This is a genomic window from Nocardia sp. 2TAF39 (genome assembly GCF_052114905.1).
GTDB lineage: Bacteria > Actinomycetota > Actinomycetes > Mycobacteriales > Mycobacteriaceae > Nocardia.
In genome coordinates, this window is sequence record NZ_JBFRFQ010000071.1 from 1 (window position 1) to 23,980 (window position 23,980).

The 23,980-nt window shown below is 66.9% G+C and carries 26 protein-coding genes; 12 read left to right on the top strand and 14 right to left on the bottom strand.

Annotation, left to right across the window (positions count from 1 at the left end; all coding sequences use genetic code 11):
- Positions 1 to 142 precede the first annotated feature (142 nt).
- A complete protein-coding gene (locus tag AB4Z47_RS28900; RefSeq protein WP_441955614.1) occupies positions 143 to 1,306 on the top strand; it encodes a sulfotransferase family protein in 1,164 nt (387 codons plus the stop codon).
- A gap of 382 nt (positions 1,307 to 1,688) precedes the next feature.
- On the opposite strand, the gene AB4Z47_RS28905 is transcribed toward AB4Z47_RS28900, so the two are convergent.
- Positions 1,689 to 2,363 carry a PaaI family thioesterase gene (locus AB4Z47_RS28905; RefSeq protein ID WP_441955569.1) on the bottom strand — a complete coding sequence of 225 codons (675 nt, stop codon included), beginning with the start codon at positions 2,361 to 2,363 and terminating at the stop codon, positions 1,689 to 1,691.
- 195 nt (positions 2,364 to 2,558) lie between these two features.
- Between AB4Z47_RS28905 and AB4Z47_RS28910 the strand changes: the two genes are divergently transcribed.
- Positions 2,559 to 3,209, top strand: a complete 651-nt coding sequence (locus AB4Z47_RS28910; protein ID WP_441955571.1) for an HAD family hydrolase — start codon at positions 2,559 to 2,561, stop codon at positions 3,207 to 3,209.
- Between the two features lie 18 nt (positions 3,210 to 3,227).
- Here the strand turns inward: AB4Z47_RS28910 and AB4Z47_RS28915 are convergent, their stop codons facing one another.
- Positions 3,228 to 3,821, bottom strand: a complete 594-nt coding sequence (locus AB4Z47_RS28915) for a TetR/AcrR family transcriptional regulator (RefSeq protein ID WP_441955573.1) — start codon at positions 3,819 to 3,821, stop codon at positions 3,228 to 3,230.
- 21 nt (positions 3,822 to 3,842) lie between these two features.
- Between AB4Z47_RS28915 and AB4Z47_RS28920 the strand changes: the two genes are divergently transcribed.
- Complete coding sequence (locus tag AB4Z47_RS28920; RefSeq protein WP_441955574.1) at positions 3,843 to 4,211, top strand: hypothetical protein; 369 nt, start codon at positions 3,843 to 3,845, stop codon at positions 4,209 to 4,211.
- Positions 4,208 to 4,723: a hypothetical protein gene (locus AB4Z47_RS28925; RefSeq protein WP_441955576.1), complete on the top strand. Its 516-nt coding sequence runs from the start codon at positions 4,208 to 4,210 to the stop codon at positions 4,721 to 4,723. Before AB4Z47_RS28920 ends, AB4Z47_RS28925 begins: the two co-directional genes overlap by 4 nt.
- 223 nt (positions 4,724 to 4,946) lie before the next feature.
- Here AB4Z47_RS28925 and AB4Z47_RS28930 read toward each other — a convergent pair whose 3' ends face one another.
- Positions 4,947 to 5,768, bottom strand: a complete 822-nt coding sequence (locus AB4Z47_RS28930; protein ID WP_441955578.1) for an ABC transporter ATP-binding protein — start codon at positions 5,766 to 5,768, stop codon at positions 4,947 to 4,949.
- The gene (locus tag AB4Z47_RS28935; protein WP_441955580.1) at positions 5,765 to 6,436 is read right to left on the bottom strand and encodes a FadR/GntR family transcriptional regulator; all 672 of its coding nucleotides are present in this window, start codon (positions 6,434 to 6,436) and stop codon (positions 5,765 to 5,767) included. The genes AB4Z47_RS28930 and AB4Z47_RS28935 overlap by 4 nt, the downstream gene beginning before the upstream one ends.
- A gap of 161 nt (positions 6,437 to 6,597) precedes the next feature.
- Between AB4Z47_RS28935 and AB4Z47_RS28940 the strand changes: the two genes are divergently transcribed.
- On the top strand, positions 6,598 to 8,367 hold the full coding sequence (locus AB4Z47_RS28940; RefSeq protein WP_441955582.1) for a 2-isopropylmalate synthase: 1,770 nt from the start codon (positions 6,598 to 6,600) through the stop codon (positions 8,365 to 8,367).
- A 143-nt stretch (positions 8,368 to 8,510) separates the two neighbouring features.
- Here AB4Z47_RS28940 and AB4Z47_RS28945 read toward each other — a convergent pair whose 3' ends face one another.
- Positions 8,511 to 9,281, bottom strand: a complete 771-nt coding sequence (locus tag AB4Z47_RS28945) for a glucose 1-dehydrogenase (protein WP_441955583.1) — start codon at positions 9,279 to 9,281, stop codon at positions 8,511 to 8,513.
- 84 nt (positions 9,282 to 9,365) lie between these two features.
- On the opposite strand from AB4Z47_RS28945, the gene AB4Z47_RS28950 reads away from it, so the two are divergent.
- The 4 genes from AB4Z47_RS28950 to AB4Z47_RS28965 all read left to right on the top strand — a co-directional run bounded on the left by AB4Z47_RS28950 (position 9,366) and on the right by AB4Z47_RS28965 (position 12,124).
- On the top strand, positions 9,366 to 9,683 hold the full coding sequence (locus AB4Z47_RS28950; protein WP_441955585.1) for an ArsR/SmtB family transcription factor: 318 nt from the start codon (positions 9,366 to 9,368) through the stop codon (positions 9,681 to 9,683).
- A gap of 130 nt (positions 9,684 to 9,813) precedes the next feature.
- Positions 9,814 to 10,296 carry an adenosine-specific kinase gene (locus AB4Z47_RS28955; protein ID WP_441955587.1) on the top strand — a complete coding sequence of 161 codons (483 nt, stop codon included), beginning with the start codon at positions 9,814 to 9,816 and terminating at the stop codon, positions 10,294 to 10,296.
- 168 nt (positions 10,297 to 10,464) lie between these two features.
- Positions 10,465 to 11,037, top strand: a complete 573-nt coding sequence (locus AB4Z47_RS28960) for a hypothetical protein (protein ID WP_441955589.1) — start codon at positions 10,465 to 10,467, stop codon at positions 11,035 to 11,037.
- A 199-nt stretch (positions 11,038 to 11,236) separates the two neighbouring features.
- Positions 11,237 to 12,124 carry a hypothetical protein gene (locus AB4Z47_RS28965; protein WP_441955591.1) on the top strand — a complete coding sequence of 296 codons (888 nt, stop codon included), beginning with the start codon at positions 11,237 to 11,239 and terminating at the stop codon, positions 12,122 to 12,124.
- A gap of 114 nt (positions 12,125 to 12,238) precedes the next feature.
- Here AB4Z47_RS28965 and AB4Z47_RS28970 read toward each other — a convergent pair whose 3' ends face one another.
- Positions 12,239 to 12,373 (bottom strand): hypothetical protein, encoded by a 135-nt coding sequence (locus AB4Z47_RS28970; protein ID WP_441955593.1) that lies wholly within the window; start codon positions 12,371 to 12,373, stop codon positions 12,239 to 12,241.
- A gap of 271 nt (positions 12,374 to 12,644) precedes the next feature.
- Between AB4Z47_RS28970 and AB4Z47_RS28975 the strand changes: the two genes are divergently transcribed.
- Positions 12,645 to 13,529: a hypothetical protein gene (locus AB4Z47_RS28975; protein WP_441955595.1), complete on the top strand. Its 885-nt coding sequence runs from the start codon at positions 12,645 to 12,647 to the stop codon at positions 13,527 to 13,529.
- Between the two features lie 4 nt (positions 13,530 to 13,533).
- Here AB4Z47_RS28975 and AB4Z47_RS28980 read toward each other — a convergent pair whose 3' ends face one another.
- The 3 genes from AB4Z47_RS28980 to AB4Z47_RS28990 all read right to left on the bottom strand — a co-directional run bounded on the left by AB4Z47_RS28980 (position 13,534) and on the right by AB4Z47_RS28990 (position 16,099).
- Positions 13,534 to 14,172: a maleylpyruvate isomerase family mycothiol-dependent enzyme gene (locus AB4Z47_RS28980; RefSeq protein WP_441955597.1), complete on the bottom strand. Its 639-nt coding sequence runs from the start codon at positions 14,170 to 14,172 to the stop codon at positions 13,534 to 13,536.
- 188 nt (positions 14,173 to 14,360) lie between these two features.
- A complete protein-coding gene (xylB, locus tag AB4Z47_RS28985) occupies positions 14,361 to 15,767 on the bottom strand; it encodes a xylulokinase (RefSeq protein WP_441955598.1) in 1,407 nt (468 codons plus the stop codon).
- Positions 15,764 to 16,099 (bottom strand): hypothetical protein, encoded by a 336-nt coding sequence (locus tag AB4Z47_RS28990; RefSeq protein WP_441955600.1) that lies wholly within the window; start codon positions 16,097 to 16,099, stop codon positions 15,764 to 15,766. Before AB4Z47_RS28990 ends, xylB begins: the two co-directional genes overlap by 4 nt.
- Before the next feature lie 76 nt (positions 16,100 to 16,175).
- Between AB4Z47_RS28990 and AB4Z47_RS28995 the strand changes: the two genes are divergently transcribed.
- Positions 16,176 to 16,682, top strand: a complete 507-nt coding sequence (locus tag AB4Z47_RS28995) for a hypothetical protein (protein WP_441955602.1) — start codon at positions 16,176 to 16,178, stop codon at positions 16,680 to 16,682.
- On the opposite strand, the gene AB4Z47_RS29000 is transcribed toward AB4Z47_RS28995, so the two are convergent.
- The 5 genes from AB4Z47_RS29000 to AB4Z47_RS29020 all read right to left on the bottom strand — a co-directional run bounded on the left by AB4Z47_RS29000 (position 16,673) and on the right by AB4Z47_RS29020 (position 22,092).
- Positions 16,673 to 17,683, bottom strand: coding sequence for a glycoside hydrolase family 172 protein (locus tag AB4Z47_RS29000; protein WP_441955604.1), 1,011 nt, complete (start codon positions 17,681 to 17,683; stop codon positions 16,673 to 16,675). The genes AB4Z47_RS28995 and AB4Z47_RS29000 overlap by 10 nt on opposite strands.
- Positions 17,680 to 18,141: a thioredoxin domain-containing protein gene (locus AB4Z47_RS29005; RefSeq protein ID WP_441955606.1), complete on the bottom strand. Its 462-nt coding sequence runs from the start codon at positions 18,139 to 18,141 to the stop codon at positions 17,680 to 17,682. The genes AB4Z47_RS29000 and AB4Z47_RS29005 overlap by 4 nt, the downstream gene beginning before the upstream one ends.
- Before the next feature lie 58 nt (positions 18,142 to 18,199).
- Positions 18,200 to 19,681: an FGGY-family carbohydrate kinase gene (locus AB4Z47_RS29010; protein WP_441955616.1), complete on the bottom strand. Its 1,482-nt coding sequence runs from the start codon at positions 19,679 to 19,681 to the stop codon at positions 18,200 to 18,202.
- A gap of 2 nt (positions 19,682 to 19,683) precedes the next feature.
- Complete coding sequence (locus AB4Z47_RS29015) at positions 19,684 to 21,096, bottom strand: L-fucose/L-arabinose isomerase family protein (RefSeq protein ID WP_441955608.1); 1,413 nt, start codon at positions 21,094 to 21,096, stop codon at positions 19,684 to 19,686.
- Positions 21,097 to 21,213: 117 nt separating this feature from the next.
- A complete protein-coding gene (locus tag AB4Z47_RS29020) occupies positions 21,214 to 22,092 on the bottom strand; it encodes a family 43 glycosylhydrolase (protein ID WP_441955610.1) in 879 nt (292 codons plus the stop codon).
- Positions 22,093 to 22,485: 393 nt separating this feature from the next.
- Between AB4Z47_RS29020 and AB4Z47_RS29025 the strand changes: the two genes are divergently transcribed.
- Positions 22,486 to 22,887, top strand: a complete 402-nt coding sequence (locus tag AB4Z47_RS29025) for a nuclear transport factor 2 family protein (protein ID WP_441955612.1) — start codon at positions 22,486 to 22,488, stop codon at positions 22,885 to 22,887.
- Positions 22,888 to 23,980: the final 1,093 nt, after the last annotated feature.

The window sequence follows — 23,980 nt, forward strand, 5'->3', positions numbered from 1 at the left end:
CACCATGGCGCAGCGCTCGCGATCCCGACCGGGTGCGGGTGTCCCGCACAAACACGGAGGAGGGCATCGTGAGCCACCATGGCGCAGCGCTCGCGATCCCGACCGGGTGCGGGTGTCCCGCACAAACACGGAGGAGACGAACGTGATCGGCAGGGACGACGTCGGGACCATCGACGATCTGCACGCCTCGGCGACCAAGGTCGTCGGACTGGACGATTTCGGTACCGACGACTACCGGGAGGGGCTCGAGGTACTGCTCGAGTCGTATGCCGAAGACGCGGAGCTCACGCCGTTCGGCAACAAGGTGAATCGCGCGTTTCTGCGCGGCGCACTGATCGCTCGGCTGCTCAGCGAGGCGGCCTGGCAGCGCTTTCCGGAACATGCCGACGTAGTGATCGAGCGGCCGATCTTCGTGACCGGTCTGCCGCGCTCCGGCACGACGGCGGTGCATCGGCTGCTGAACGCCGACCCGGCGCACCAGGGGCTCGAGATGTGGCTCACCGAGATGCCGCAGCCGCGCCCGCCGCGCGACACCTGGGCGAGCAACCCGGTGTATCAGCGCCTCGAGGCCGCCTACGAGAAGCACCACGTGGAGCACCCGGAATTCATGGGCGTACACCACATCTCGGCCGATCAGGTGGAGGAGTGCTGGCAGCTGCTGCGGCAGTCGGCCATGTCGGTGTCCTACGAGTGCCTGGCCTACCTACCCGCCTACTCCGAATGGCTGCGCGAGCGGGATTGGACGCCCGCGTACCGCAGGCATCGGCGCAACCTGCAGTTGATCGGCCTGCCGGACGCGGGGAAGCGGTGGGTGCTGAAAAATCCGAGCCACCTGTTCGCGCTGGACGCCATCTTCGAGGTCTACCCGGACGCTCTGGTCATCCAAATGCACCGTGACCCGCGGACCATCATCGCCTCGGTGTGCAGCCTGAACGAACAGGCGTCGGCGGGCTGGTCGGAGAAGTTCCGCGGGCGGGTGGTAGGCGCGGCACAGCTGGATCTGTGGGGGCGTGGCGCCGAACGTTTCCTCGCGGACCGCACCCGGCACGACGCGGCCCAGTTCTGCGATGTGGACTACGACGATTTCGTCGCCGATCCGATCGGTACGGTCGAGTCGATCTACCGGCACTTCGGGCTGCCGCTGACCGACGAGGCGACTTCGGCGATGGCGGCGTTGCACGCGGAGAGCACGTCGGGCGCGGCGCGTCCGGCGCATCGATACACCCTCGACGATTTCGGACTCACCGCCGATCAGGTGGACGCCCGGTTCGGCGCGTATCGGCAGGCGCACTTCCCGGGACGGTGATCGTTCGGCGCTCGTCGGTCGTACAAGTCGACCGGTGAGCGTCTGAATACGCGGACTGTCATGGCGTCTCGTGCATATCTGCATTCCGCGCATGTTTCGGGGTCCGATTCGCGGGCATCGACGTCTCGACGTGCGCATTTTCGAGGCTTCGTGGAACTGCTTGCCGCGCAATGCATCAGGTGCCGACATGCCCCGAATGCCATTTCGACCACGCGGCACGGCTGCCGTGCGCGAGAGATACTGTCCGCGTGCCACTTCACTGCGAGCGTGTGAATGCGTAGGCGAAGCCGGAGATCTCGGATTGCCCGGGGACCGCGCCATCAACTCGAGCGAGGGCCCGGTGCGGCCCGAATATCGCCGCGCCGGACCACGCTCCGACAGGTCAGGGCTGCCCAGGCTGAAGCACGATGAACAATCCATGGGCTTCGGCGCACAGGCGCTCGCCGTCGTGCAGAGTGGCGCGGACGTAGACTTTGCGCCCCTCTCGCCGTTCGGTCCAGGCGCGCACCTTCAGCTCGGTGTTCAACGGGGTGATCGCACGGTAGTCGACGGTGAGCGAGGCGGTTCTGGTCACCGCGCCCGTATGCACCGCGGCGGTCATGCCCAGCAGGTCGTCGAAGCCGATTGCCACGTGACCACCGTGAGCGGCATTGTTGCCGCCGAGGTGGAAGGTGCGGAAGCTGATGCGGGCGTCGACACCGTCCTGGTCCGCGTGGTCGATGAAAAACGGCGGCAGCGTGAGATTGCCGCGGGCAGGCAGGTCGAAGCGGGTCCAGGTGGGGGTAGACCACTCGTCCACCACCGCGTCATCGAGCTGGTCGTTCAGCGCCTTCAGGATGCCGATCGCCTCCACCGCCAGTTCGTCGGACGGTGAGGCCAGGCGGGCACGGTCCATCAGACCGCGGATCTGCTCGATGAATTCGCCGTAGTGCGGCCCGCCGCGGGCGATGTCGGCCTCCTGCGCGGCCTCGTGCGCGGCGACCAGCTCCGTCATCGGCCGGAACCCGCCCTCGTGATGCTCCTTGTTCGGCAGCGAGCCGGCCTGCTGTTCGTTCATGAGAACACGTTATAGGTCACCTGTCGGATGTTCGCCGGGCGGGTGCTGGGGTCATGCCGATCCGAGCTGTATCCCCTAGGCTGGGGCGCGATCGGCAAACTCGCCTTCCGGGGGCCACACCGGAGGGGCGCGGGCGTGCGGAGGTCGGCCCGCATCGACACCTGACCGGATCGGCTGGCGAAAGGCTATGGGCGCATGGGTATCACGGCGGTCGTCTTCGACATGGACGGTGTACTGATCGACTCCGAGCCGGTGTGGGAGCAGGTGCGGCGCGCCTATGTCGCGGAGAAGGGCGGGCAATGGCTGCCCGATACCCAGCAGCGTCTGATGGGTATGAGCACCCAGGAATGGTCGGAGTACCTCAGCGGCGAACTGGGGGTCCGCGAGCCACCGGAGACAGTGGCGCGTGACGTCGTCGCCCGGATGTCCGAGCACTATGACAAGGCCGTTCCGCTGCTGCCCGGCGCGGTCGAGGCGGTGCAGCGGATCAGCGAACGATGGACGCTCGGTCTGGCCAGCTCGTCGTCGCGCGCCCTGATCGACGCCGTACTCGGGCAGACGGGTCTCATCGAGTTCTTCACCGTCACCTTCTCCACCGAGGAGGTCGACCGTGGCAAGCCCGCGCCCGACGTCTACCTGGCGGTCGCGACCTTCCTGCGCAGGCAGCCCACCGACTGTGCCGCTGTGGAGGATTCGAGCAACGGCCTGCGCTCGGCCCATGCCGCGGGCATGCGCGTCATCGCCGCCCCGCGACCGGAGTACCCACCGGCTCCCGACGCACTGGCCCTGGCCGCCCACGTGGTCTCCGGCCTCGACGAACTGACTCCCGCGCTGGTGGGTGGTTGATCGGCCGCTGCTGTGCCATCAGGGACGGTAGGAGGTCAGGAGGGTGCGGACGGCGGTGGTGAGGTCGTCGTCGAGCCAGTCGGGCAGGGCCTCGGCGTGGGCGTGGCGGCGCAGTGCGGCGTAGGGGAGGTCCACGATGGCGCGGCTGACGGCGTCGATTTCGCGGTCGCCGTCGCGGCCGAATAGTGCGTCCGCGATGCGGCGCAGCTGATGGATCAGCGGCGCGTCCATCCGCGCCAGAGTGCTGCGGAACTCGTCATCGGGGCCGGCATCGAGCAGGTCGCTGGGGCGCAGGTTGAGCAGAAGCTTTGCGTCATCGGGCAATTCGCGCCCGAACCGCAGGGCGGCGCGCGTCATCGCGACGCCGGCCTCGACCGGATCCGGGTCCTCGGCGGCTGCCAGGGTGCGGTCCTGGAAGCGCCGCAGCGCGCGTAGCCAGGCTGCGGTCAGCACGCCGTCGCGATTGCCGAAGCGGTGATAGAGCGTGCCGACCGGTGCGCCGCTGGCTTCGGCGATGGCCGCGACGCTGGCCGCGCGTGGGCCGTCGGTAAGCACCAGCGCGCGAGCGGCGTCGAGGATCGCATCGGTGTCGTGCTTGCGGGGTGGTGCCATGGACTAGTACGTTCCTTCTATATGGAGCGTTTACCCTACATAGACGAGCATGCCAGATCCGTGGACGCGAACCGCGATCGGGCGTGGAAAGCGTTGCTCGAGGTCGTCTGCAAGAACCCGGCCGATCCGGCGTCGGCGCCGAGCGGGTTCGCCCTGGATGCCGCTGAGGAGCCGCACCGGTTGGCGTTGCGAGGCAGCCACTGGTTCTCGAAGTACGCGCTGGTCTTCGAGCTGGACGAGGAGGGGTCGAGCCGGACCCGCGTCCGTGCGCGGTCCTTCGGCGACTTCCCCGGGCTGCACGGCAGGATCTATCGGGCGCTGGTGATCGGGTCGGGCGGCCACCGGATAGTGATGCGACGACTCCTGCGCCGGATCGCGGCGGCGGCGTGATTGCCGGGACCGTGTGGGGCGCCAGCGAGGCCGAGCGTGCGGCGCCGCTACCGTGCGACGACCTGCAACCGGGTGGGTTACAGGCCGATCGGGCGATCAGCATCGACGCACCGCCCGCGCTCGTCTACGCCTGGCTGTGCCAATTGCGCGTCGCTCCCTACAGCTACGACCTGCTGGACAACTTCGGGCGCCGCATTCCCCACCGGCGCGACCCGATGCTCACCGAACTCGAAGCGGGACAACGGTTCATGTCCCAATTCGAGCTGGTCTCCTTCCTCCTCGGCCGCCACATCACGCTGGTCGCGGGCAAGGTCTGCGTCACCTACGCGGTGCGGCCCGAAGCAGCGGGGACCAGGCTGGTGGTTCGCATGCGCTGTGGCGCACCGAAATCGATCGCCATGGCGCTGGCCCTCGGTGACGTGCTCATGATGCGCAAGCAATTGCGGACGTTGAAGAGCCTTGCCGAGGCCGAGCACCGCAGCGGGCCGCCCGGGGATGTGGTTCAGCACTGACGTCGCCGGTGCCGGTGCGCACAGGTTCGTCGGGTGGTACACGTCAGCGGATCCGGCCCGAGAACGATCGGCATTCTCGCGCGAACGGCACTGCGGAGATGGTAGGAGTCGAGGGTGCCCGCGGCGATGAGCGCGTCCACCAGTTTCAGCTCCGCCGCGGTTTGTGCATCCTGCTCACCGCGACGGCGCAAAGTTGCCGAAAACGCCAGGTCACCGGCTCAGCTCAGTCCGTGCTGTGGACCGGCCATGCGGTCCGCTTGCGCGCGGCGCGAGCGGTCCAGCGCCCGTCGTCGTAGCGGACCTCGACCGGATGTGTGAAGGCGGTGGTGACGTTGTGGGTGGTGACTGTCTCCAGTGCCGGACCTGCCGCGACAGTGCTGCCATCGGCAATCAACAGCGCATGGGTGGTCGTGCTCGGCAGTTCCTCCAGATGGTGGGTGACCAGAATGGACGCGACATCGGGGTGGGTCCGATCGAGCGAATCGATGGTCTCCAGCAGTTGTTCGCGGGCAGCGACATCCAGACCGGTGGACGGCTCGTCGAACAGCAGCAGCTCGGGCTCGGCGACCAGCGCACGGGCGATCAGCGTGCGCCCGCGTTCGCCCTGGGACAGCGTGGGCCAGATCTCGTGCGCCTTGCCTGTCAGGCCCACGGTGTCGATGATGGCGTCGGCTCGGGCGAACTCTTCCGGAGTCGGTGTCCAGCGCATCGGGGTGTCGATCGTCGCGGTGATGCCGGTCAGCACGACCTCCCGGATCGTGAGCGGAGAACGCAACGGGTGGCGCGGGTTCACATGTCCGATGCCGCGGCGAAGGCGCTGCAGTTCGACGCGGCCGAGCTGTTCGCCGAGCACGCGCACGGTTCCCGAGGTCGGGAACGTGACCGCGCCGCAGAACCCGAGCAGGGTGCTCTTGCCCGCGCCGTTGGGGCCGAGCAGCGCCCAGTGTTCGCCCGCGCGCACGGTGAGCGAGACGCCGTTGATGATCTTCTTGCCTTCGCGGCGGAACGTCACGTCCGTCAGTTCGAGCACCGGGGCATCGGTCACGTGAAGGCCTCCTTCAGAGCGGTGAGATGTGAGCGGCTGTATTCCGCTGCGGAGCTGGGGTTTCTGGCAGCGATCGCGTCGGCGAGCCGTTCATGTGCGGCGTGATCCGCGGGTTCGGACGGCACCGGGCGGATCTTCAGCATGTCGATCATCGCCAGGCGCAGCCGGGGCAGGAAGCTGTCGAACAGCTGGGTCAGCACGTCGTTGTGCGCGGCGACGATGACCGCCCGGTGAAACGCCATGTCCGCGTCGACGTGCACGGCCACCGGCTCGCCGTGCGCCTCGCGGGCGGACAGCGCACCGCGGATCGCCCGCATGTCGGCCGGGGTGCGCCGATGGGCGGCGAGAGCGGCGGCCTCGGCCTCGATAGCGATACGCGCCTCGATCACCGAGGCGATGGTGGCGCGGCGCAGCACCACATCCCAGTCCTCGGCGACGTCGAGCGCCGTGACGAAGACGCCAGCACCCTGACGGCTGTCGAGCACACCCTTACCCGCTAGTTCGCGGACCGCCTCGCGCACCGTGGAGCGCCCGACGCCGAGCTGCGCGGCGAGTGTCGTCTCGCCGGGCAAGCGGTGACCGAGCGGCCATTCGCCCGCCCGGATGCGTGCCAGCAGTAGCTCGGCCGTCTGCGCCGCCAGCGGATGGCGCCGTACCTGCGGAATCATCGCTACCTCTCTACTTGTCTGAGGAGTTGGGTTATAGTCTAGCCATCATGCGCACCATGCTTCTGCTCAGCCGCCACGGCGGGGCCTGACCGACCGGCCGCCCCGCCGTGGGGCTTCGCCATGGCCGGTCGCCTCTCGTCTCACGGCCAGAAAGCAGACCCATGACCGTCACCGTTTTCCCCACTATCGATACGCCCCGGGGCGCAGTTCCCGACGTGGCTCCCGCATGGAACCGGCAGCGGCATTCGCAGATGCCCTCGCATCGTTACCGCGACGTCTACGACCGCGTGGAAGTGCCGCTGACCCAACGACATTGGCCTGACGCCAGGCTCACCCGAGCGCCGCTGTGGGTTCCGGTCGACCTGCGCGACGGCAACCAGGCGCTGGCCGAACCGATGGACCCGACGCGCAAGCGACGCTTCTTCGAGCTCATGATCGCCATGGGCTACAAGGAGATCGAGGTCGGATATCCGTCCGCGTCGCAGACCGACTTCGACTTCGTGCGCCTCATCGCCGACACCGATGTCGCACCCGAGGACGTCGCGATCGTCGTCTTCACCCCTGCGCGGCGCGATCTCATCGAGCGCACCGTCGAATCGGTCCGCGGCATCCGCAACGACGTAGTGATCCATATGTACACCGCGACCGCCCCCACCTGGCGGGAAACCGTGCTCGGCAAGGAACGCGACGCGCTGCGCGAGCTGATCCTCGCCGGCGGCCGCGACGTGCTGGCGTGCACGGACGACCTGCCGAACGTGCGCTTCGAGTTCTCGCCCGAGGTATTCAACCTGACCGAACCCGATTTCGTGCTCGATCTGTGCGACCGGATGACCACGTTGTGGGACGCCGACGCACAGCGGCCGGTGATCCTCAACCTGCCCGCGACGGTCGAGGTCGCCACCCCGAACGTCTACGCCGACCAGATCGAGTACATGCACCGCAATCTGGCCCGGCGCGACAGCGTCATTCTGTCGGTGCACCCGCACAACGACCGCGGCACCGGCATCGCCTGTGCCGAGTTGGCGGTGCTTGCGGGCGCGCAGCGGGTCGAGGGCTGTGTCTTCGGCAACGGCGAACGTACCGGCAACGTCGACATCGCCACCCTGGCGCTGAATCTGCATGCGCAGGGCGTGGATCCGATGATCGACTTCTCCGATATCGACGAGATCCGGCGCACCGTGGAGTACTGCACGCGGATGCCGATCCACGAACGTCACCCCTACGTCGGCGATCTGGTGCACACCGCGTTCTCCGGCACCCATCAGGATGCGATCAAGAAAGGCATGGCCGAGCATCGCGCCCGCGCCGCGGCGAACGGCGTCGCGGAGCGCGAACTCGAGTGGCGGGTGCCGTATCTGGCGATCGACCCGGCCGACATCGGCCGCACTTACGACGCGGTGATCCGGGTCAATTCACAGTCCGGTAAGGGCGGTATCGCCTACCTGCTGCACACCGAGTACGGGATCGACCTGCCGCGCCGCCTGCAGATCGATTTCGCCGAGCGCGTGCAGGCCCGCGCCGACGACTCGGGGGTGGAGATCACCGCCGCCGAACTCCGTGATCTGTTCGAGGCGACCTACTTCGACGACACGTCCTGGATCGATCTGAAGGACTGGCGCACCAGCGGCGACGGCCCCGCGGCCACCACCGAGATCACCTTGACCGTCGACGGAATCACCCACCGCACCGAGCATCGCGGCGTCGGCCCGGTCGCGGCGATCACCGCGGCGCTGGCCGATGCCGGTCATCCGATCGAAGTGCTCGGCCTGACCCAGCAGTCGATCGGGTCGGGCAACGACGTCGTCGCCCTCACGTATGTGGAGTATCGCGGCGACAACGGGACCGGATGGGCTTGCGGGCGAAGCGATTCCGTGCTCGCGGCGTCGTTGGCGGCGGTGGTACGCGCGGCGGGTAACTCGGCGCGGCGTTGATCGGGTGGTGGGGCGCGTCGGGCTAGGTGGCGCCGCGCTGCGGTCCGACCGGTGGATCGCGCGCGTCGAGTGGTCGGCCCGTGCGATCTGCCCTCGGCTTCACCTGGGTTGCCTAGGTGGCGCGTCGGATGAGCAGCCGGTTGCTACACCATCCGCTCGGGGATGGCGGCGATCAGGCCGCCATCGATCAGGAGATCCTGTCCGTTGATGTAGCGCGCTTCGCGGGAAGCGAGGAAGGCGACCGCGTCGGCGACATCCTCGGAGGTGCCGAGCCGACCGACAGCTACTGCGGCGACGGCCGCGGCTTGTGCTTCGGCAGAGACGTTGTCGCGGTATGACGGGGTCTCGATGTAGCCGGGACTCACGGAGTTGACTCGAATTCGTCTGGGCGCCAGTTCGGCCGCGAGAGTCTGTGCCAGATTGTGCACGGCCGCTTTGGTGGCCGAGTAGAGCGAGGCGCCGGGCACGCCGCGGTGCAGCGCCCACGACGCGTTGATCACGATCGCCGCGTGGTCGGTCAGGAGGGGGAGGGTCTTCTGGATGGTGAAGAAGACGCCTTTGAAGTTGATGTCGACGACGCGGTCGAACTCGGCTTCGGTGATGTCGGCGGTCGGTTCGAACGCGGCGATGCCCGCGTTCGCGAAGACCACGTCGAGGTGTCCGTGCCGGTCTCGGATCGCGGCGGTCAGCGCATCGAGATCCGCGAGACTGGCTACATCGCCGGGTAGCCCCAGGACGCGTTCCCCGCCGTGCAGATTTTCGATGGCGGCGTCGAGTCGGGTTTTGTCGCGGCCGGTGATGATGACGTGTGCGCCTTCGGTGAGCAGCCTGCGTGCGGTGGCCAGTCCCATGCCGCTCGTGCCGCCGGTGATGAGCGCGATCTTGTCGTCGAATCGGGAACTGCTGGTACCCACGGTATGACCTCTCAAAGAGTAGAATAGTACGCATACTCTCGTACAGTTCGACTGTATGTCAACAGTTGAGGTATCCTGGGCCGGGTGATCACGGCACATCCCGAACGGACGCAGATCCAGTTGGCGAATGTGCTCACTGCCATGGGAAACCCGCTACGTCTGCGGATCGTGCAAGTGCTCGCGGCCGGCGGCGAGCACAACTGCGGGTCCGTCCTGCCGGAAGTGGCCAAGTCGAATCTGACCCATCACTGGCGTGTGCTCAGAGACGCCGGCGTCATCTGGCAGCGACCATCCGGCAGGGAACTGTTGCTGTCGCTACGTCGCGAGGATCTCGACGCCCGCTTCCCGGGCCTGCTGGATTCCCTGCTCGACGCGGCACGTCGCGACACCGCGGCGGACTGAACCGGCCGCGGAGGCTCCAGCGATCCCGATCCGGCGGTCGCCCGTCGGCGGGGTCCGGGCAGGCGTCGTCGACACGCGAATCGGCGCCGAAGTGCGGAGAATCCGGTTCGGTGAGGCGCAGTATGTTGCTGTGGAGTTGACAGCCGTGCAAATCGACAAACCGGACAATCTCAATGTCATCATCGGGCAGGCCCACTTCATCAAGACCGTTGAGGACCTGCACGAGGCGTTGGTCGGAGTCGGTCCCCACCTGCGGTTCGGGCTCGCATTCTGCGAAGCATCCGGGCCGTGTCTGGTCCGCTACTCCGGCAACGACGACGATCTGGTCGAGCTCGCCACGAAAAACGCAGTCGCGGTCGGCGCGGGACACTCGTTCATCGTCTTCCTCCGCGAGGGATACCCGGTCAATGTGCTCAACGCGGTCAAGCACGTCCCGGAAGTCTGCGGAATCTTCTGTGCCACAGCCAATCCCGTAGAAGTATTGATTGCCGAAACCGAGTTCGGTAGGGGAATCGTCGGAGTAGTCGACGGAACCGCGCCGCTGGGCGTAGAAAATGCCGACGACCAGGCAGACCGTAGACAGCTACTACGCCAGATCGGTTACAAGTTGTAGGAACTCGCGATGACGGTCCTCGACCGGTGCCCCGTCGGCAGAGGAGCGCCCGCGGGATGGAAGTGGGCCACCTGTTGAACGCCGCCGTCGCAAGACGGCGGTGCCGGCATTCCAAGTGCTCCCGCCAGTGACGATAGGCACCTGACACCGGCGGCTTACCCTTGCTCTGTGGGTGAACAGGGGACTCCGTGGACGAATCCGTCCAAAGATCGGTCCACCGAGCAGTTCCGCGGCGCGCAGCAGACCCGTGATCCGGCACCGCTACTCACCGGCACCGAGAACTCGCCGTCGAGCCACAGCAGCAGCGCCCCACCGCCGAACACCCCCGAGATCGAAATGCCGAGTCCGCCAAGGCCCGTTTACCCCCGAATCGGCATGCTTGTCGGAATCAGTGTCGCGCTCATCCTTCTCGTGTTGGCGGGCACTCGCCTGTTCGCGAACGAGTCCACCGTTTCGATCTCGACAAGCCGGCCGGCCAGGTCCGCCAGCCCCGCGCCCGCCGCCCCGGCGGTCGCGCATGGAACGACGGCCGTCGGCAGGGTCACCGCGAACGATGGTATGACACTGAAGATCGAGGGCATACGGGGTGCCACGACCACCGTGCACACCACTGCCAAGACAAACGTCCTTGTGTTTTTCGGTACCCGGGTGTCCGAGGTGGCGTTAGGAGCCAGGATCTTTGTCCTCGGCGGCAGACAAGCCGACGGCTCCATCATCGCTAGCTTCATAGTAGGAGGCTGAGCTACCGGGCAGCTGAGCGTGCCCTCGTCCTTCGCGGAGATCAGCCACAGCGGCCTTGCCGCACCAGCTGCGGCAGCCGCGGACCGATCGGGATCTGCGCCGCTACGCCACCGGTGCAACCGCAGCACAGCGCGAGCTTCCCACGGGAGGTGAGCTCGGATCGACCTCTGACCCGCTGTCCAACTCTTAAACTGGGAGAATGGTGCAGCCAACTCCCTGGCAAGCGAGCAAAACTCCAGACCCAGAGCCCGGCTCGCCCAATCGCGTAAAAGACGGCTCCTGGCGCCGTCAGTTCGACGACGAGATCGTCCTGAAGGTTCTGGCCTCGCTCCGCGGGTACTGGGGCTACCTGTTCGCCGCGGTCGGGAGCATCATCACGTTTGCCCTGCTGTTCGAGCCGTGGCTCACCGGTGACGGGCCCGACGGCGGGATCAAGGCGAACCCTTTTGGGAAGCTTCGGATATCCACCTCTCTCGTGGCTCTCTGGTCGGGAGCGCCACCGCCCGGCGCGCAGATCAACGGCATGTGGGCAGTCCTTGCCAGCGCCGCCATCACCGTCACCGTCTTCGCGGTAGCACTCAATCTCCGAGCACGCAGTGAGGCACTGTCTTATTTGGCTGTGGGTTCCTCCGTCGCCATGGCGATGTTCGTCGTCTTTGCCGTGGTCCATCTGAACGGTAAAGCTGAAGCAATCCGAGGCATAGTCGGGTCCGGAGGTCAGCGGGATCTGGGCACCCAGGTCGGGCAGCTGATCCGCTGGGCCTCCGGTAACGGCACTTACCCGGTACCAGGACTCCGGAAGGTTTCCTACGTCACCGCCAGTCTCACTTCTGTCGCGTGGTTCGCTGTCGCGATATCTATCGTTTCAGCTATGGCTGCTCTGGGCCAGTGGGTGCACGGGCATACGACTGGATCTGGATCCATCCGCTTACCGCGGAGCCTCCCTATCGTCATTTCCCGGCAACCGGACGCGACCCAACCCGCTGGCCACAAGGGAAAGGGCAAGCGTTCCAACGCGAGCAACTCTGCCAACCGACCCAAGAAAAAGAAGAAGCGAAAGCCGCCCTCGGACGATTCGGGCAGTTGACGATTCAGGCAGATACCGGGTGCGTTGGATCGAGCTGCTGGAACGCCGCCGGACGGAGCCCGACAGCGCCGTGCCGGAGCCGTAGCTGAAATTCACGTCGTCGGCGGATGCCCTTCAGGTCGACAGCGCCACGATCATGTTCAAGACATGGATGATGTCATGGCTCAACGCGCCGGTGAATCTGCCTCTCGGCGGCTTTCTCGGGTGATCGACGTTGTCCCACAGCGATTTCAGCAGATCCTCGGCCACGAGCCCGCACAGAGCGCGGTACATCCCAGCTCGCGGCGCCGAACCCGGCCAGGAGGTCGGCGCGATCCGTGCGCTTCGCCGTCACCACTCTTCGCCCCGATATCGGTCATTCGTGCATCTCTCCTACCCAGAGGTGATCCAATTTGCCGCACAATTGCAGCAGCCGAGGACTGATCAGGATCTGCGCCCGTGCCGAGCACAGCACAAACTTCCCCCTGGAGGTGAGTTCGGCCCGAGCTCGCACCCGCTGTCCAACTCTTAAACTGAGGTAATGGTTCAGCGGACTCCCTGGCAGGCGAGCAAAACTCCAGATCAAGAGCCCGGCTCGCCCAGCCGCGCAGAAGGCGGTTCCCGGCGCCGTCAGCTCAACGACGAGATCGTCCTGAAGGTTGTGGAATCGCTCCGTGGGTACTGGGGCTACCTGTTCGCCGCGGCTGGGAGCATCCTCACGTTTGCCCTGCTGTTTCAGCCGTGGCTCGACGCCAAAGCGGCCGACGGCGGGATCAAGGCGAACCCCTTCGGGAAGCTTCAGATATCCAGTTCCCTTGTGGCGCTCTGGTCGGGAGCGCCACCGCCTCCCGCGCATATCAACGGCATGTGGGCAGTCCTTGCCAGCGTCGCCAGCGCTGTCACCGTCTTCGCGGTAGTAATCAATCTCCGAGCACGCAGTGCGGCGCTGTCTTATCTGGCCGTGGGTTCCTCGGTCGCCATGGCGATTTTCGTCGTCTCTGCTGTGGCCAACCTGAACGGTCAAGCGTCCGCGGTGCGGGGCATGCTCAGTGCTGGAAGCCAGCGGGATCTGGGCACCCAGGTCGGGCAGCTGATTCGCTGGGCCTCCGGCAACGGCAGAATACTGGTGCCGGGGACCCAACGGGTTTCCTACGTCACCGCGGGTGTCACTTCTGTCGCGTGGTTCGCCGTCGCGATATCTGTCGTTTCAGCTATGGCTGCTCTGGGCCAGTGGGTTCGCGGGCGTAAGACCGGATCTGGAGCCATCAGCTTACCGTGGGGCTCCACTATCGTTATTTCGCGGCAACCGGACGCGACCCAACCCGCTCGCCACAAGGGCAGCAACGGCAAGCGTTCCAACGCGGGCAACTCTGCCGACCGACCCAAGAAGAAGCGAAAGCCGCCCTCGGACGATTCAGGCAGCTGACGATTCAGGCAGTTGGGCCGGGCGTGGTGAATCGAGCCGCTGGAACGCCGCTGAGGTGCCCCTCCGGCAGCCTACGGCCGCATAGCACGAGCAGCAGATCCTGAGCGGAGCCCGACAACACCGCGCCGGAGCCGTAGCTGAAATCCAGGTCGTCGGCGCGCAGTTCGATGCCCTTCAGGTCGACGCCGAAGAACTCGACGCTCTTGCGATTCAGCGCGTCGAGCACCAGACGCAGCCGGTCCTCCGGCACCCGGCGGTCGAGTCCGAGCGCCACCGTGATGTCCAAGCCATGGATGACGTCATGGCTCAACGCACCGGCGAATCCTCCACCCGGCGGCTTCCACGGGTGATCGATGTTGTCCCACAGCGATTTCAGCAGATCCTCGGCCGTCAGCGTCACGGCGTCAGCACGTGCGCTGCGATCGGCCATCCGATCGAAGCTACCAAGCGCCCTGATCATCTCCAGCACGAAGCGCGAACTCGACAGCCGAAACGGCATGGTGACATGCGCGACCACTTCACGCACCCGCCAGCCCGCACAGAGCGTCGGCGCATCCCAGCTCGCGCCATCGAGCCCGGCCAACAGGTCGGCGAGATCGGTGCGTTCCGCGGTCACCGCTTTTCGCACCTCGGTATCACTCATTCGTTCACCTCTCTTTATCCAGGGTGGTCCCACCTTCCTGGACTCGAGACGCCACCAGGCGCCGAAATTCATCGGCGGACGATCCAAGGGTCTTTCACGTGAGCGGGCAAGGTGCCGGCGAACAGCCACCTGCGTGGACGAGTGCCCGACCAGGTCGCTGCGCCGCCGAAACCGAACGGACGTCGTGGTCAACCGTAGAGGGCCTGGCGTGCCTGCCGGTACTGCGCTCGGATTTGCCGACCTACCGTGACATCGGGCGGTGCGGGGACTTCCACGACCGTCTGCGCGGGCCAGCCGGGCGGCTGCGGCGCACCGCTGAGCGCCCAGGCGGCCTGCCGGGCAGCGCCGATCGCGACGTACTCGTTCGGTTCCGGCACCGTCACGGCGACGCCGAAGATCTGGGCGGCGATCTCGGCGACCAGAGATGAGCGGGCGGCACCGCCGATGAGTAGGACGCGCCGCGTCGCCACCCCGATGCCGGTGAGATGGTCGAGCGCGTCGGCCAGGTTGCACAGCATGCCTTCGAAGGCGGCGCGTGCGATGGTCGCGGGACGCATCGCCCCCGGGCGCAGGCCGTGCAGGCTGCCCGCCGCGCGCGGAAGGTTGGGGGTGCGTTCACCGGACAGATAGGGGAGCAGAACGACGCCGTCGGCGCCCGGAACAGATTGCACGGCAAGCGATTCCAACGCAGTCAAGGCCACGCCGAGCAGGTCGGCGGTGGAGGTCAGGACGCGGGCGGCGTTGAGCGTACAGACCAGCGGCAGGAATGCGCCGGTCGCGTCCGCGAATCCGGCCACCGCGCCGCTCGGGTCGGCACTGGCACCCGTAGCGCGGGCAAAGGCCGTTCCGCTGGTGCCGAGGGAAACCACCACGTCACCCTCCGCGATGCCGAGTCCGAGCGCGGCACCGGCATTGTCGCCCGTTCCCGCGGCGACCAGCGTGCCCGACGGCGTCTGCCCCGCCGCTTGGGCCGGGCCGAGAACATGCGGGAGCGCGGGCGTGCGTCCGCGAAAACCCATGGCGAGCAGGTCTTCGCGATAGTCCCCGCTGGCGGGTGACCAGTATCCGGTGCCCGAAGCGTCGCCGCGGTCGGTGGTCGATGGGGGCACGCGTCCCGGCTCGCCGCCGCGCAGCCGCCAGGTCAAGTAGTCGTGCGGCAGCAGGACGTGCGCTGTGCGGCCGGCCTGCTCCGGTTCGTGGTCGGCCATCCAGCGCAGTTTGGCGATGGTCAGCGCGGCCACCGGCACGCTGCCGACCGCGTCGACCCATGCCTGCGGACCGCCCAGCTCGGTGATCAGGTCCTCGGCCGCTTCGGCAGACCGAGTGTCGTTCCACAGCAGCGCATCCCGGACCGGCGCGCCCTCCGCGTCCAGGGCAACCAATCCGTGCTGCTGCCCCGCGACCGCAATCGCGTCGACGCCGTCGAGTAATCCGGCGCTCGCCGTGCATAGCGCGTCCCACCAGGCATTGGGGTCGACTTCCGTCCCGCCCGGATGCGCTGCCCGTCCTCGGCGCAGGATCGCGCCACTGTCGGCGTCGCAGACGACGACTTTGCACGATTGGGTGGAACTGTCCACCCCCGCGACCGTCGTCATGCGGCCCGTCCCAGGTCGCCGATCGGCCCCCAGTGCTCGCCGAGGCCGTGTGTTCCGATCGAGCAGCGCCGGCGGGCGTCGCAGAAACGCGCGGGATCGACCGCAACCCGCGTGCCTTCCGGCGGGCCGCCTGCCTCCGATGCGATGAGCGTGCCCGGGGAACCATGAGCGGGCGCGATCGAATACGGCGTCAGCGCGAGTTCGCGGTCGACCTGCCGGTGGGTGCCGCGTATGTCGATCGCGTAGATCTGGACCAGCACGCCGCGCTTCGGGATCGTGTCCGGCAGCTGCTGCACCGATAACCGACCAGATGCCTCACCCACAGCACGCATACCAACACTTTGCACCCGAAAGCCTCTGCCCGGCGCATTTCGGGTATTCGGGCGCGCCATCGGGCAGACTGGCCCGGTGAGCACCCATCCGCGCCAGCCTGTAGACGTGCGCATCCGTGCGGGAGACGGGACACCGCTGCCGGATCTGACCGAGGCCGAGCTCGGCGATCTGCTCGAAGAACGGTCCGATCCGGACTGCCTCATTCTGGAACTCAGCCGCGCTGACCTGCACGACATCCGGGCCCGTCTGCTGCCCGACGGCGTCTACGAGCTGGAGCATCGGGCCGGGTCGGCGAACGAGTCCTTCCAGATGTACACCTCCGACGCGGTGCTGGTGCGTGACGTGCTGTGGGCGTGGCTCTCCGACGATCCGTGGTGGCATGACGCGGTTGCCTGGTACCGGGTCGATCCGGCGATCGCGGAACTGCAGGCCGTGCAGGAAGAACTCGCGGACCTGCTGGCTGGTCTGACAGTGATGGACGACCTGACCGCGAGCATGGACGCGGCACTGGCGCGCGCCGACGAACTGATAGCAAAGGAATTTCCGGAACCGAATCCGGCGGATTCACCGGATCAGGACTGATACCACCACGCCGTGGTCGCGATGTCGGCCTCAGCGAGCGGAAGATAGGTTTCCGCGTCTTGCCATCCGAGCGCCTGAACTGTGACGCGCAGACCGCTCTCGAAACAGATCGGATCGCGCACATGCCAGCGATACATCCCGAATCGCTGGTCCGGTCGATAGATTTCCTCCGGCGGCAGTACCTGGTGCAGACCGAGATAGGGCGTGGAATATGTCCGATATGTCCCGTCGAGATCGAAATTCCACGCGCCACCGAAGTAATCTTCGGTACCGGTGCCGCAAATGGTCGGGTGCGCGTCGTCGCCGTCGAGATAGAACTTGACTTCGCCCTCGCCCCACCATCCCGGTGCGCCCGGGCGAATAGCGAGATAGGTGCCGACATATCGGCCGGGACCTGACACCGTACCGAGGATCGTGTGCACCGCCGGAACGCCCAACCGGGTGGTGCGCGACCAGCTTGTCCGCAGGTATCCTGCGGCGTCCGGCACTTCCTCTTCGGTGTAGGTGGCCTGGTAGTACACCGGAACCGTCTGCCCGCAGCGATTTTCGAGCGTGATCCGAGCCCGGTGCCGAAACGGCATGGGCCAGTAGCTGTTCAGCCCGCCCGCAGGGGCGACAACCACCATCTCGGAACTCAGCAGCGCCAACTCGCTCCACCCGTTGCAGAAGAAATCGCCGAGTGGCAGGTCGATCGCGGGCTGTGCCTCGTCGTCCCAGTACATTCGCAGGGTCAGTGCGCGCAGCGCGGTGCGCTCCGTGGTCAGCCAGAAGTGCCGGAACACCCCGGGGCCGGAAACGTCTGCCAGCGTGGCGGTTTCGCCGTCGGTGAGCGCGATCGAGGGCGACACCTTCCAGCCGACGCCCAGCTGCCGGGCCGCGTACGCGCCGGTGCCGTCGCCCGCCCGCGCGCCCGCGCCGGGAGCACCGGTGGGGTTCTCGGCACTGATGGATCGCGTCCGCGCGCCGTCCAGCCGCCACAGATCCCCGACCGGCGCAGTCACAGTCCGGGCCATCCATACCTACCCGGTATCGGCGCCGGTCCGGCCATGCGCGCGGCGGGAACGGCGGATGACGCGGTCGCCGTGGCGAGCTCTTGGGCTTCGGACTGCCTGGCGACTTCCCGCCGAACCTGGTCCATGTCCAGCCACAGGATCTGCTGGACCAGGTCTTCCAGCGCGTCGCCGGCCAATGCGCCCGCCTCCGAATACACCAGCAGGCCTTCCCGGAACGCCATCAGCGTCGGGAACTGGGTGACCCGAGCATTGGTTTTCAACGTGACCTCGGCTTCGGTGTCCACCTTGCCGTGCACGACCTCCGGATGACGGTCCGACGATGCCTCGTAAATCGGGGCGAAATACTGACATGGTCCACACCATCCCGCCCACCAATCCACGAGCACGATGGGGTTGGACGCGATGGTGGTGTCGAAGGTGTGCTGGGTCAGGTCGATTGTGGGCATGGCGTCCTCATTAGTTGTCCTACAAACCAACCCTGCATCCTCGCATGAACAGTCGGAATCAGGAAGCCGCGCCGCCGCGATGGTGTTCGGATGCCAGGAAATGCGCGATATCGGTCGTGCGTTCGTACAGTTCGCGGTAGCACTGATAGTACGGCTCGTATTTCGCGGTGTGCTCGGGGTCGGGCTCGACCGTGTCGACAATGGGATTCCACCCGGACGTGTCGACACCGGCGGCTTCGGCCGCGAGTAAAGCGTCGCCGAGGCAGGCGCCGACGGTGTCGGCCGGGAGCTGCTGCGGCAGGCCGGTGACGTCGGAGACGATTCGAGTCCACAGCCCGCCCTTGGTGCCGCCCCCGACCGCGACCAGCCGCCTGGCCTGGCCACCGGCCTCGGTCATCGCCGCTATGTTGTGCCGCACCCCGTAGGCGATGCCTTCCAGCACCGCGCGATAGAGCTCGGCGCGGCCGTGCTCGAGGGTCAGACCGGCGACAATGCCCCTGGCGTCCGAATCGAACAAGGGAGTGCGCTCACCCGCGAAGTACGGCAGCATCAGCAGGCCTCTACTGCCCGCGGGGACGTCGTCGGCGGCGGCGATCAGATCGGCGAACTCGCCGCCGACGAGCTTACGCAGCCAGTCGGTGACCGCGCCCGAGGTCGCCATGCCCGCGGCGAGCGTGTAGGTGCCGGGCCAGGTGCCGCAGGTGCCCCAGAGTCCTGGATGTGGACGCGGATCCGTGAGCACCTGCACCAGGAACAGGGTGGTGCCGTACATGATCATGGCGTCGCCCGGCGCGCGAACGCCGACACTGGCGGCCTCCGCCCAGGCGTCGATGGTGCCGGTGGTGACTGGCAGCCCTGCAGGAAGGCCCGTGGTGGCCGCCGCGTCGGCGGTCACGCGACCGACGATCTCTGTCGGCCAGGCCAGATCGGGAAGGGACCATCCCGGCACCACACGTTCGGCCCAGTCCGTTGCCCACGCGCGTTCGCGTAGGTCGTAGAGAGGCACGCACTGGCTGGCGGACTGGTGGTCCAGCACGTATCGGCCGGTGAGCCGGTGCACCAGAAAGGAACTCGCCATCAGCAGCATCGCGGTACGCTCCGCGACTTCCGGCTCGTGCTTGACCAGCCATCGCGCCTTCGGGCCGACGGCCTGGCTGGTAAGCGGCGACCCGGCGCGCTCGAGCACCGCCTGCGCGCCGAATTCGTTGTTCAGCTCCGTGATTTCGACGCCGGCCCTGGTGTCTACACCGTAGAGGATGGCCGGGCGCAGGGGCCGTCCCTCGGCATCCGCGGGCAGCAGGCACGGGCCGATCCCCGACACCGCGAGTCCGTCGAGAGGCGCGTGGTCAGCCGCCCGCACCAGGTCGCGGGCAAGCGCGACGAAGTCGGCCCACCACACCGCCTCCGCGTCGTGCTCCACCCACCCGGGGCGCGGCATGGAAACGCCGTGCGTTCGCTCCGCTTTGGCGAGGACAGTGCCGTCCGCCGTGGTGAGCACACCCTTGGAGCTGGCGGTTCCGATGTCGATGCCGAGGAACATCGTCACCGCGCGAATTCGTCCAGCGTGACGTCGAGCAGTTCGCACGCCGCGCGCACGGTCGCCCGATGATCGCCGGGCACCGCGTGGATGTGGTTGGCGCCGAAGCGGGACAGGAAATCCTCGGCGCGCGCGTCCAGCCGGGCGAACGCGTGCGGCCACTCCCAGGTGGACTGTTTCATCAGCGCTTCGTTGGTCTGCTGGTCGTAGTGCTCGAATTCGCCGAGCATCAGCTGCATCCGGTAGTCGCCGTCGATGCGGGTGAGCCGCGCGAGGGTCATCTGTCCTGGCGCGGCCAGATGATGCACCGAGGCGCCGCCCGCCGGGAAGAAGAACACCTCGGGATACAGGTGCACCTTCGCCAGGTTTTCGGTGGGGTCGGTGCTGCGTGCGGCGAACCAGGTGGCGTGCTGACCGGAGTTGCACAGATCCCAGATGTCCCGGTCGGCGTGATAGTGCCGCACGTCGGCGAACAGCACCGGAGTGCCTGCGATCTGCTTGAGCAACTGCATGGTGAGCGCGCCGTCCATGTCCGCCTCGGTGGCGCAGACATGCGGCTGTTTCGGACCGTTCCAGTCGTAGGGATCGTTGAGAAACGCCTCGGTGACGTCCATCGTGGCGAAGTACTGGGTGAGCTCGGGCTGCCCCTTGATGCCGGAGAAATCCAGGCGCCGTTCGGCGATCAGTTCGCGCACCGCGAGATACGAACGGATCTGGCGTTCCAGCAGCTCCGGGGTGAGCTTCGCGCCGTCGTAGTGCACACCCGCGGTGTGGCGCTCCAACCACTCGCGTGCGGCCTTCGCCTCCGCACCGTCGGCGAGCTCGGCGCGGCGCACGATCTCCCACTGGTCGATCTCCTCGACGTCGATGCCGAAGAGGCGCTGCCACTGGTCGGTATTGGCGACCGCGGTATTCATGCCCATCGGCCGCCCACCGAAGCGGCCGAATGTCGAACCGCGCAAACCGGAGACGGCCGCGGCGGCCCGCGCCCGGACGCTGATCGCCTCGATCAGCGCGGGATCGGATGGATCGCCCCACAGCCTGCTGTGCACGCGGCCGATCTGGTCCAGCGCACCACCGGCCGCGAGCATGCCGACCATACCGGGCTGTACCGGGTCGATATTCGACAGCAACAGCAGCGGCCCGGGGGTCGCGCCCGCCGCGAGCATGGTGAAGTGCGGGAACGCCCAGACGGCGTAGTGCAGGACGGTCAGATCAATCCCTGCCGCGGCGACCCTGCGCGCCACGGAACTCGCCAACGCGTTGTCGCTGATCGGTTCCGCGCCGCGGACCACATCGTGTCCGGCCGTGGTGAGCGCGTCGACCAGCCGATCCTCGGCGGTTGCGATGAAATCGGCGATACCCGCATGCACATAGTCGCGGCCATCGGAAATGCTGATAACACCGATACGGGCCATGCCGGTCCCTCCCGTAGGTGGGTGGTCGAAGTTCGACTCGCTCAACAGATACCAGCCGGGGCCGGGTCCGTTGGCGTGATTCGCGAAATCGAGCCCCCGCCCGGCGCGCCGGACCGCTTACTGCGGAACCGCTTTGACGACGCGCGACCGCGGGAAGGTGAGCGGCGCCAGGTGCACGCCCCCCTGAGCCCAGCCCGCGCTGGTGATCCACCAGCGGCCGTCGTCCGGCACCACCTCGGCCGCGTGCGCCGCGATATGACCGACCTTGTCGCCGATGCGGAAGCGGAACGGGCTGTCGCTACGGAACACGTCGGTGCCGACGTAGTGCGGGCGCGGGCCGATGAACAGGTACCACCAGCCGTCGTGCCGCACCACGAACGGGGATTCGGTGTTGCCCGCCTCGGTGCCCCGGGTCGGATCCGTGTAGGCGATATGCCGGCCGCCCCAGTGCACGAGGTCGGTGCTGGTGCGGTAGGCGACGATGTGATGTCCCCCGGCGGGAGCGCTGGTCGCGCAGTAGTACATCACCCACTGGTCGCCCACACGCGCCACCATCGGGTCGCGGGCGTCGTAGCCGTCTCGGAACAGTGGGCCGGTCGGTTGTCTCGTCCAATGGAACAGGTCGGTGGAGGTGGCCAGGTTCAACGCCGCGTCGGTGCGATCGGCGCCGCCTGCCGCGTAGAACATGTAGTACCGCCGGTGCTCGCCGACGACGTACGGCGCCCACAGGTGTGTCTCCCCGTAGCCCCGGTCGACGCGCAGCGCGGGTTCGTGCCTGCGCCACGGCCCGCTCAGCCGCGCGGCGGTGGCGTGTGCGAATTCGATCTCGTCGAACGGGTCAGCGGGCTCCGGGTGGGTGATCCCGAACAGATGCCACTGCCCGTCGTCGGCGCGCACGAGCGTGTGGTCGTTGATGTACCACGGTTGCGACTCGTCGACGCTCGGGTCGTAGATTCTCGCGAACGCGCCTGCCCGAACCACCTCGCGCGTCGCCATATGTTCATGATGCCGCCCCGCGGTGCGGTCGCGCGGATTTCGGTGTGGCCAGGTAGGCCGAGCGACGAACACAGGCCAGGGCATCCCCGCCCGAACCGGCGTCGTTGCGTGGCGCGGCTACGTCACAGATCGTTCGCCGCAATACCCGGACGAAATCGAACCATCGACGCGTACGCCCTTCTTCTGCGCGCCTCCGGGAACCGCTGGAGTGGACCGCCCGCCGCCTGGTTCACCTGAGCCCGGATTTCGAGGTCCTCGAACCTTCGGCGATGAAGGCCCTGTTCAGCGCGCACTCGGCGCGAAACTGCTTCGCGCGGCGGTAACCCATGCCGGACCAACGACCAGGCGATATTCACCTGACTCGCGCCGTGCGCGGAGCTACCGTGTCCGCGCATGACCCTATCGATAGAAGACCGCCTCGAGATCAACGACCTCATCGCCCGGCACGGTCACCTGATGGACGCCGGAGAGCTCGATCGGATGGACGAGCTATTCGCCTCCGAGATCGTCTACGACCTCACCGATCTGGGTTTCGGCGAGCTGCACGGGATCGTGGCACTCCGCGACGCCGCGGTAGCGCGCGGCGACGCGAACCCGGTCGGACACCATGTCACGAATGTGATCGTCATCGAAACGGAGGCAGGCGTAGTTCGGGTGCTGTCGAAGGGAATCGGGATCTACGCGGACGGTAGTTGCGGGAGCGTGACCTATGAGGATGTGGTGGTGCGGGCGTCGGGTGGTTGGCGCATCTCCTACCGCAAGGTCGTTCCGCGGCGGGTCCCGCTGGGCGGCTGAGGGGTCGGCGCCCGCCCGTTCGACGGCAAAATGGAGGCCGCCGCCGAGACCGGCGTCCATGCGGAACATCGGGCAGGTCGCGGACAGCTACCAGATAGCGTTCTTTTTGCCGACAGCTGCGCCGACGCGTGCTCGGCACGGGAAGCTTCAAGGGCAAGAAGTACCTGCGGTAGGACGCTGCAACCGAGCCGATTTCGTCTGAGTCGAGGCCAATGGTTCGGTGCCGGCACGCGGCCGACCTCTCGCTACCATCCGGCGCCGTGCCGCACGCCGTCGCGGGACGCGGCACCGAGGGCAGACACGACCCGTCCGAACGGTGGAAGCAGGCGCAGGCTCGGGCCGCGAAAACGCATGCGCGGGTGGCGAACCTGCGTTTGAAACGTCCCGCATCAGGCCATCACCGCACTGGCGCAGCAGTATTCGGTGATCGTGGTCGAGGACTTGAACTACGCCGGTATGCACCGCCGCGGCGGTGCCCGCGTGCGTGGGCTCAACCGCGCGCTCACCGATCAGACGGGACACTGCGGGCGGTCGATGCCGACCTGGTGCCGCCGAAGCGCGGCGACGACCAGGTTCTGGCCGGTTGAGGAAGGTTCGGCCACCGGACGCGGTCCGCCTCGAAACGATCTTGTGGTGGCTCGCGTCACATTCGCGTGAATCGAGCCGTCGGCTGGCCGATCGCACGTCTCTGACCTGCGAAATAACGCGCTGCGCAGGCGATTTGACGTAGCGTTTTGCGCCGCGTAACTTATTCCAGGTCAGAGCGACACGGACACCGACCCGGAGCCGAGAAGCGAGGCGGAAACGCCGAGTGGAAGGAYCGGGAAACGAGGTAGGACGAGGAGCGCCTGACGCTCACACTGGTTCGATCGAGTCCCGATTTTGATCGGGTGAACGGTTGAGCTAAGCTTGATAAGTTGCCTTACGGAAAGTCCGAATTGTTTCGGTCTGGATGTGTGTGCGTGTGTTCTTTGAGAACTCAATAGTGTGTCGATGAATGTCAGTGCCAAATTTATTTTGGTTCCGGCCTTTCTTTCCCCCCGGTTGGAAGGTCGGACATTTTAGTCAACATGTTTTGTGTTGGCGTTTTGTT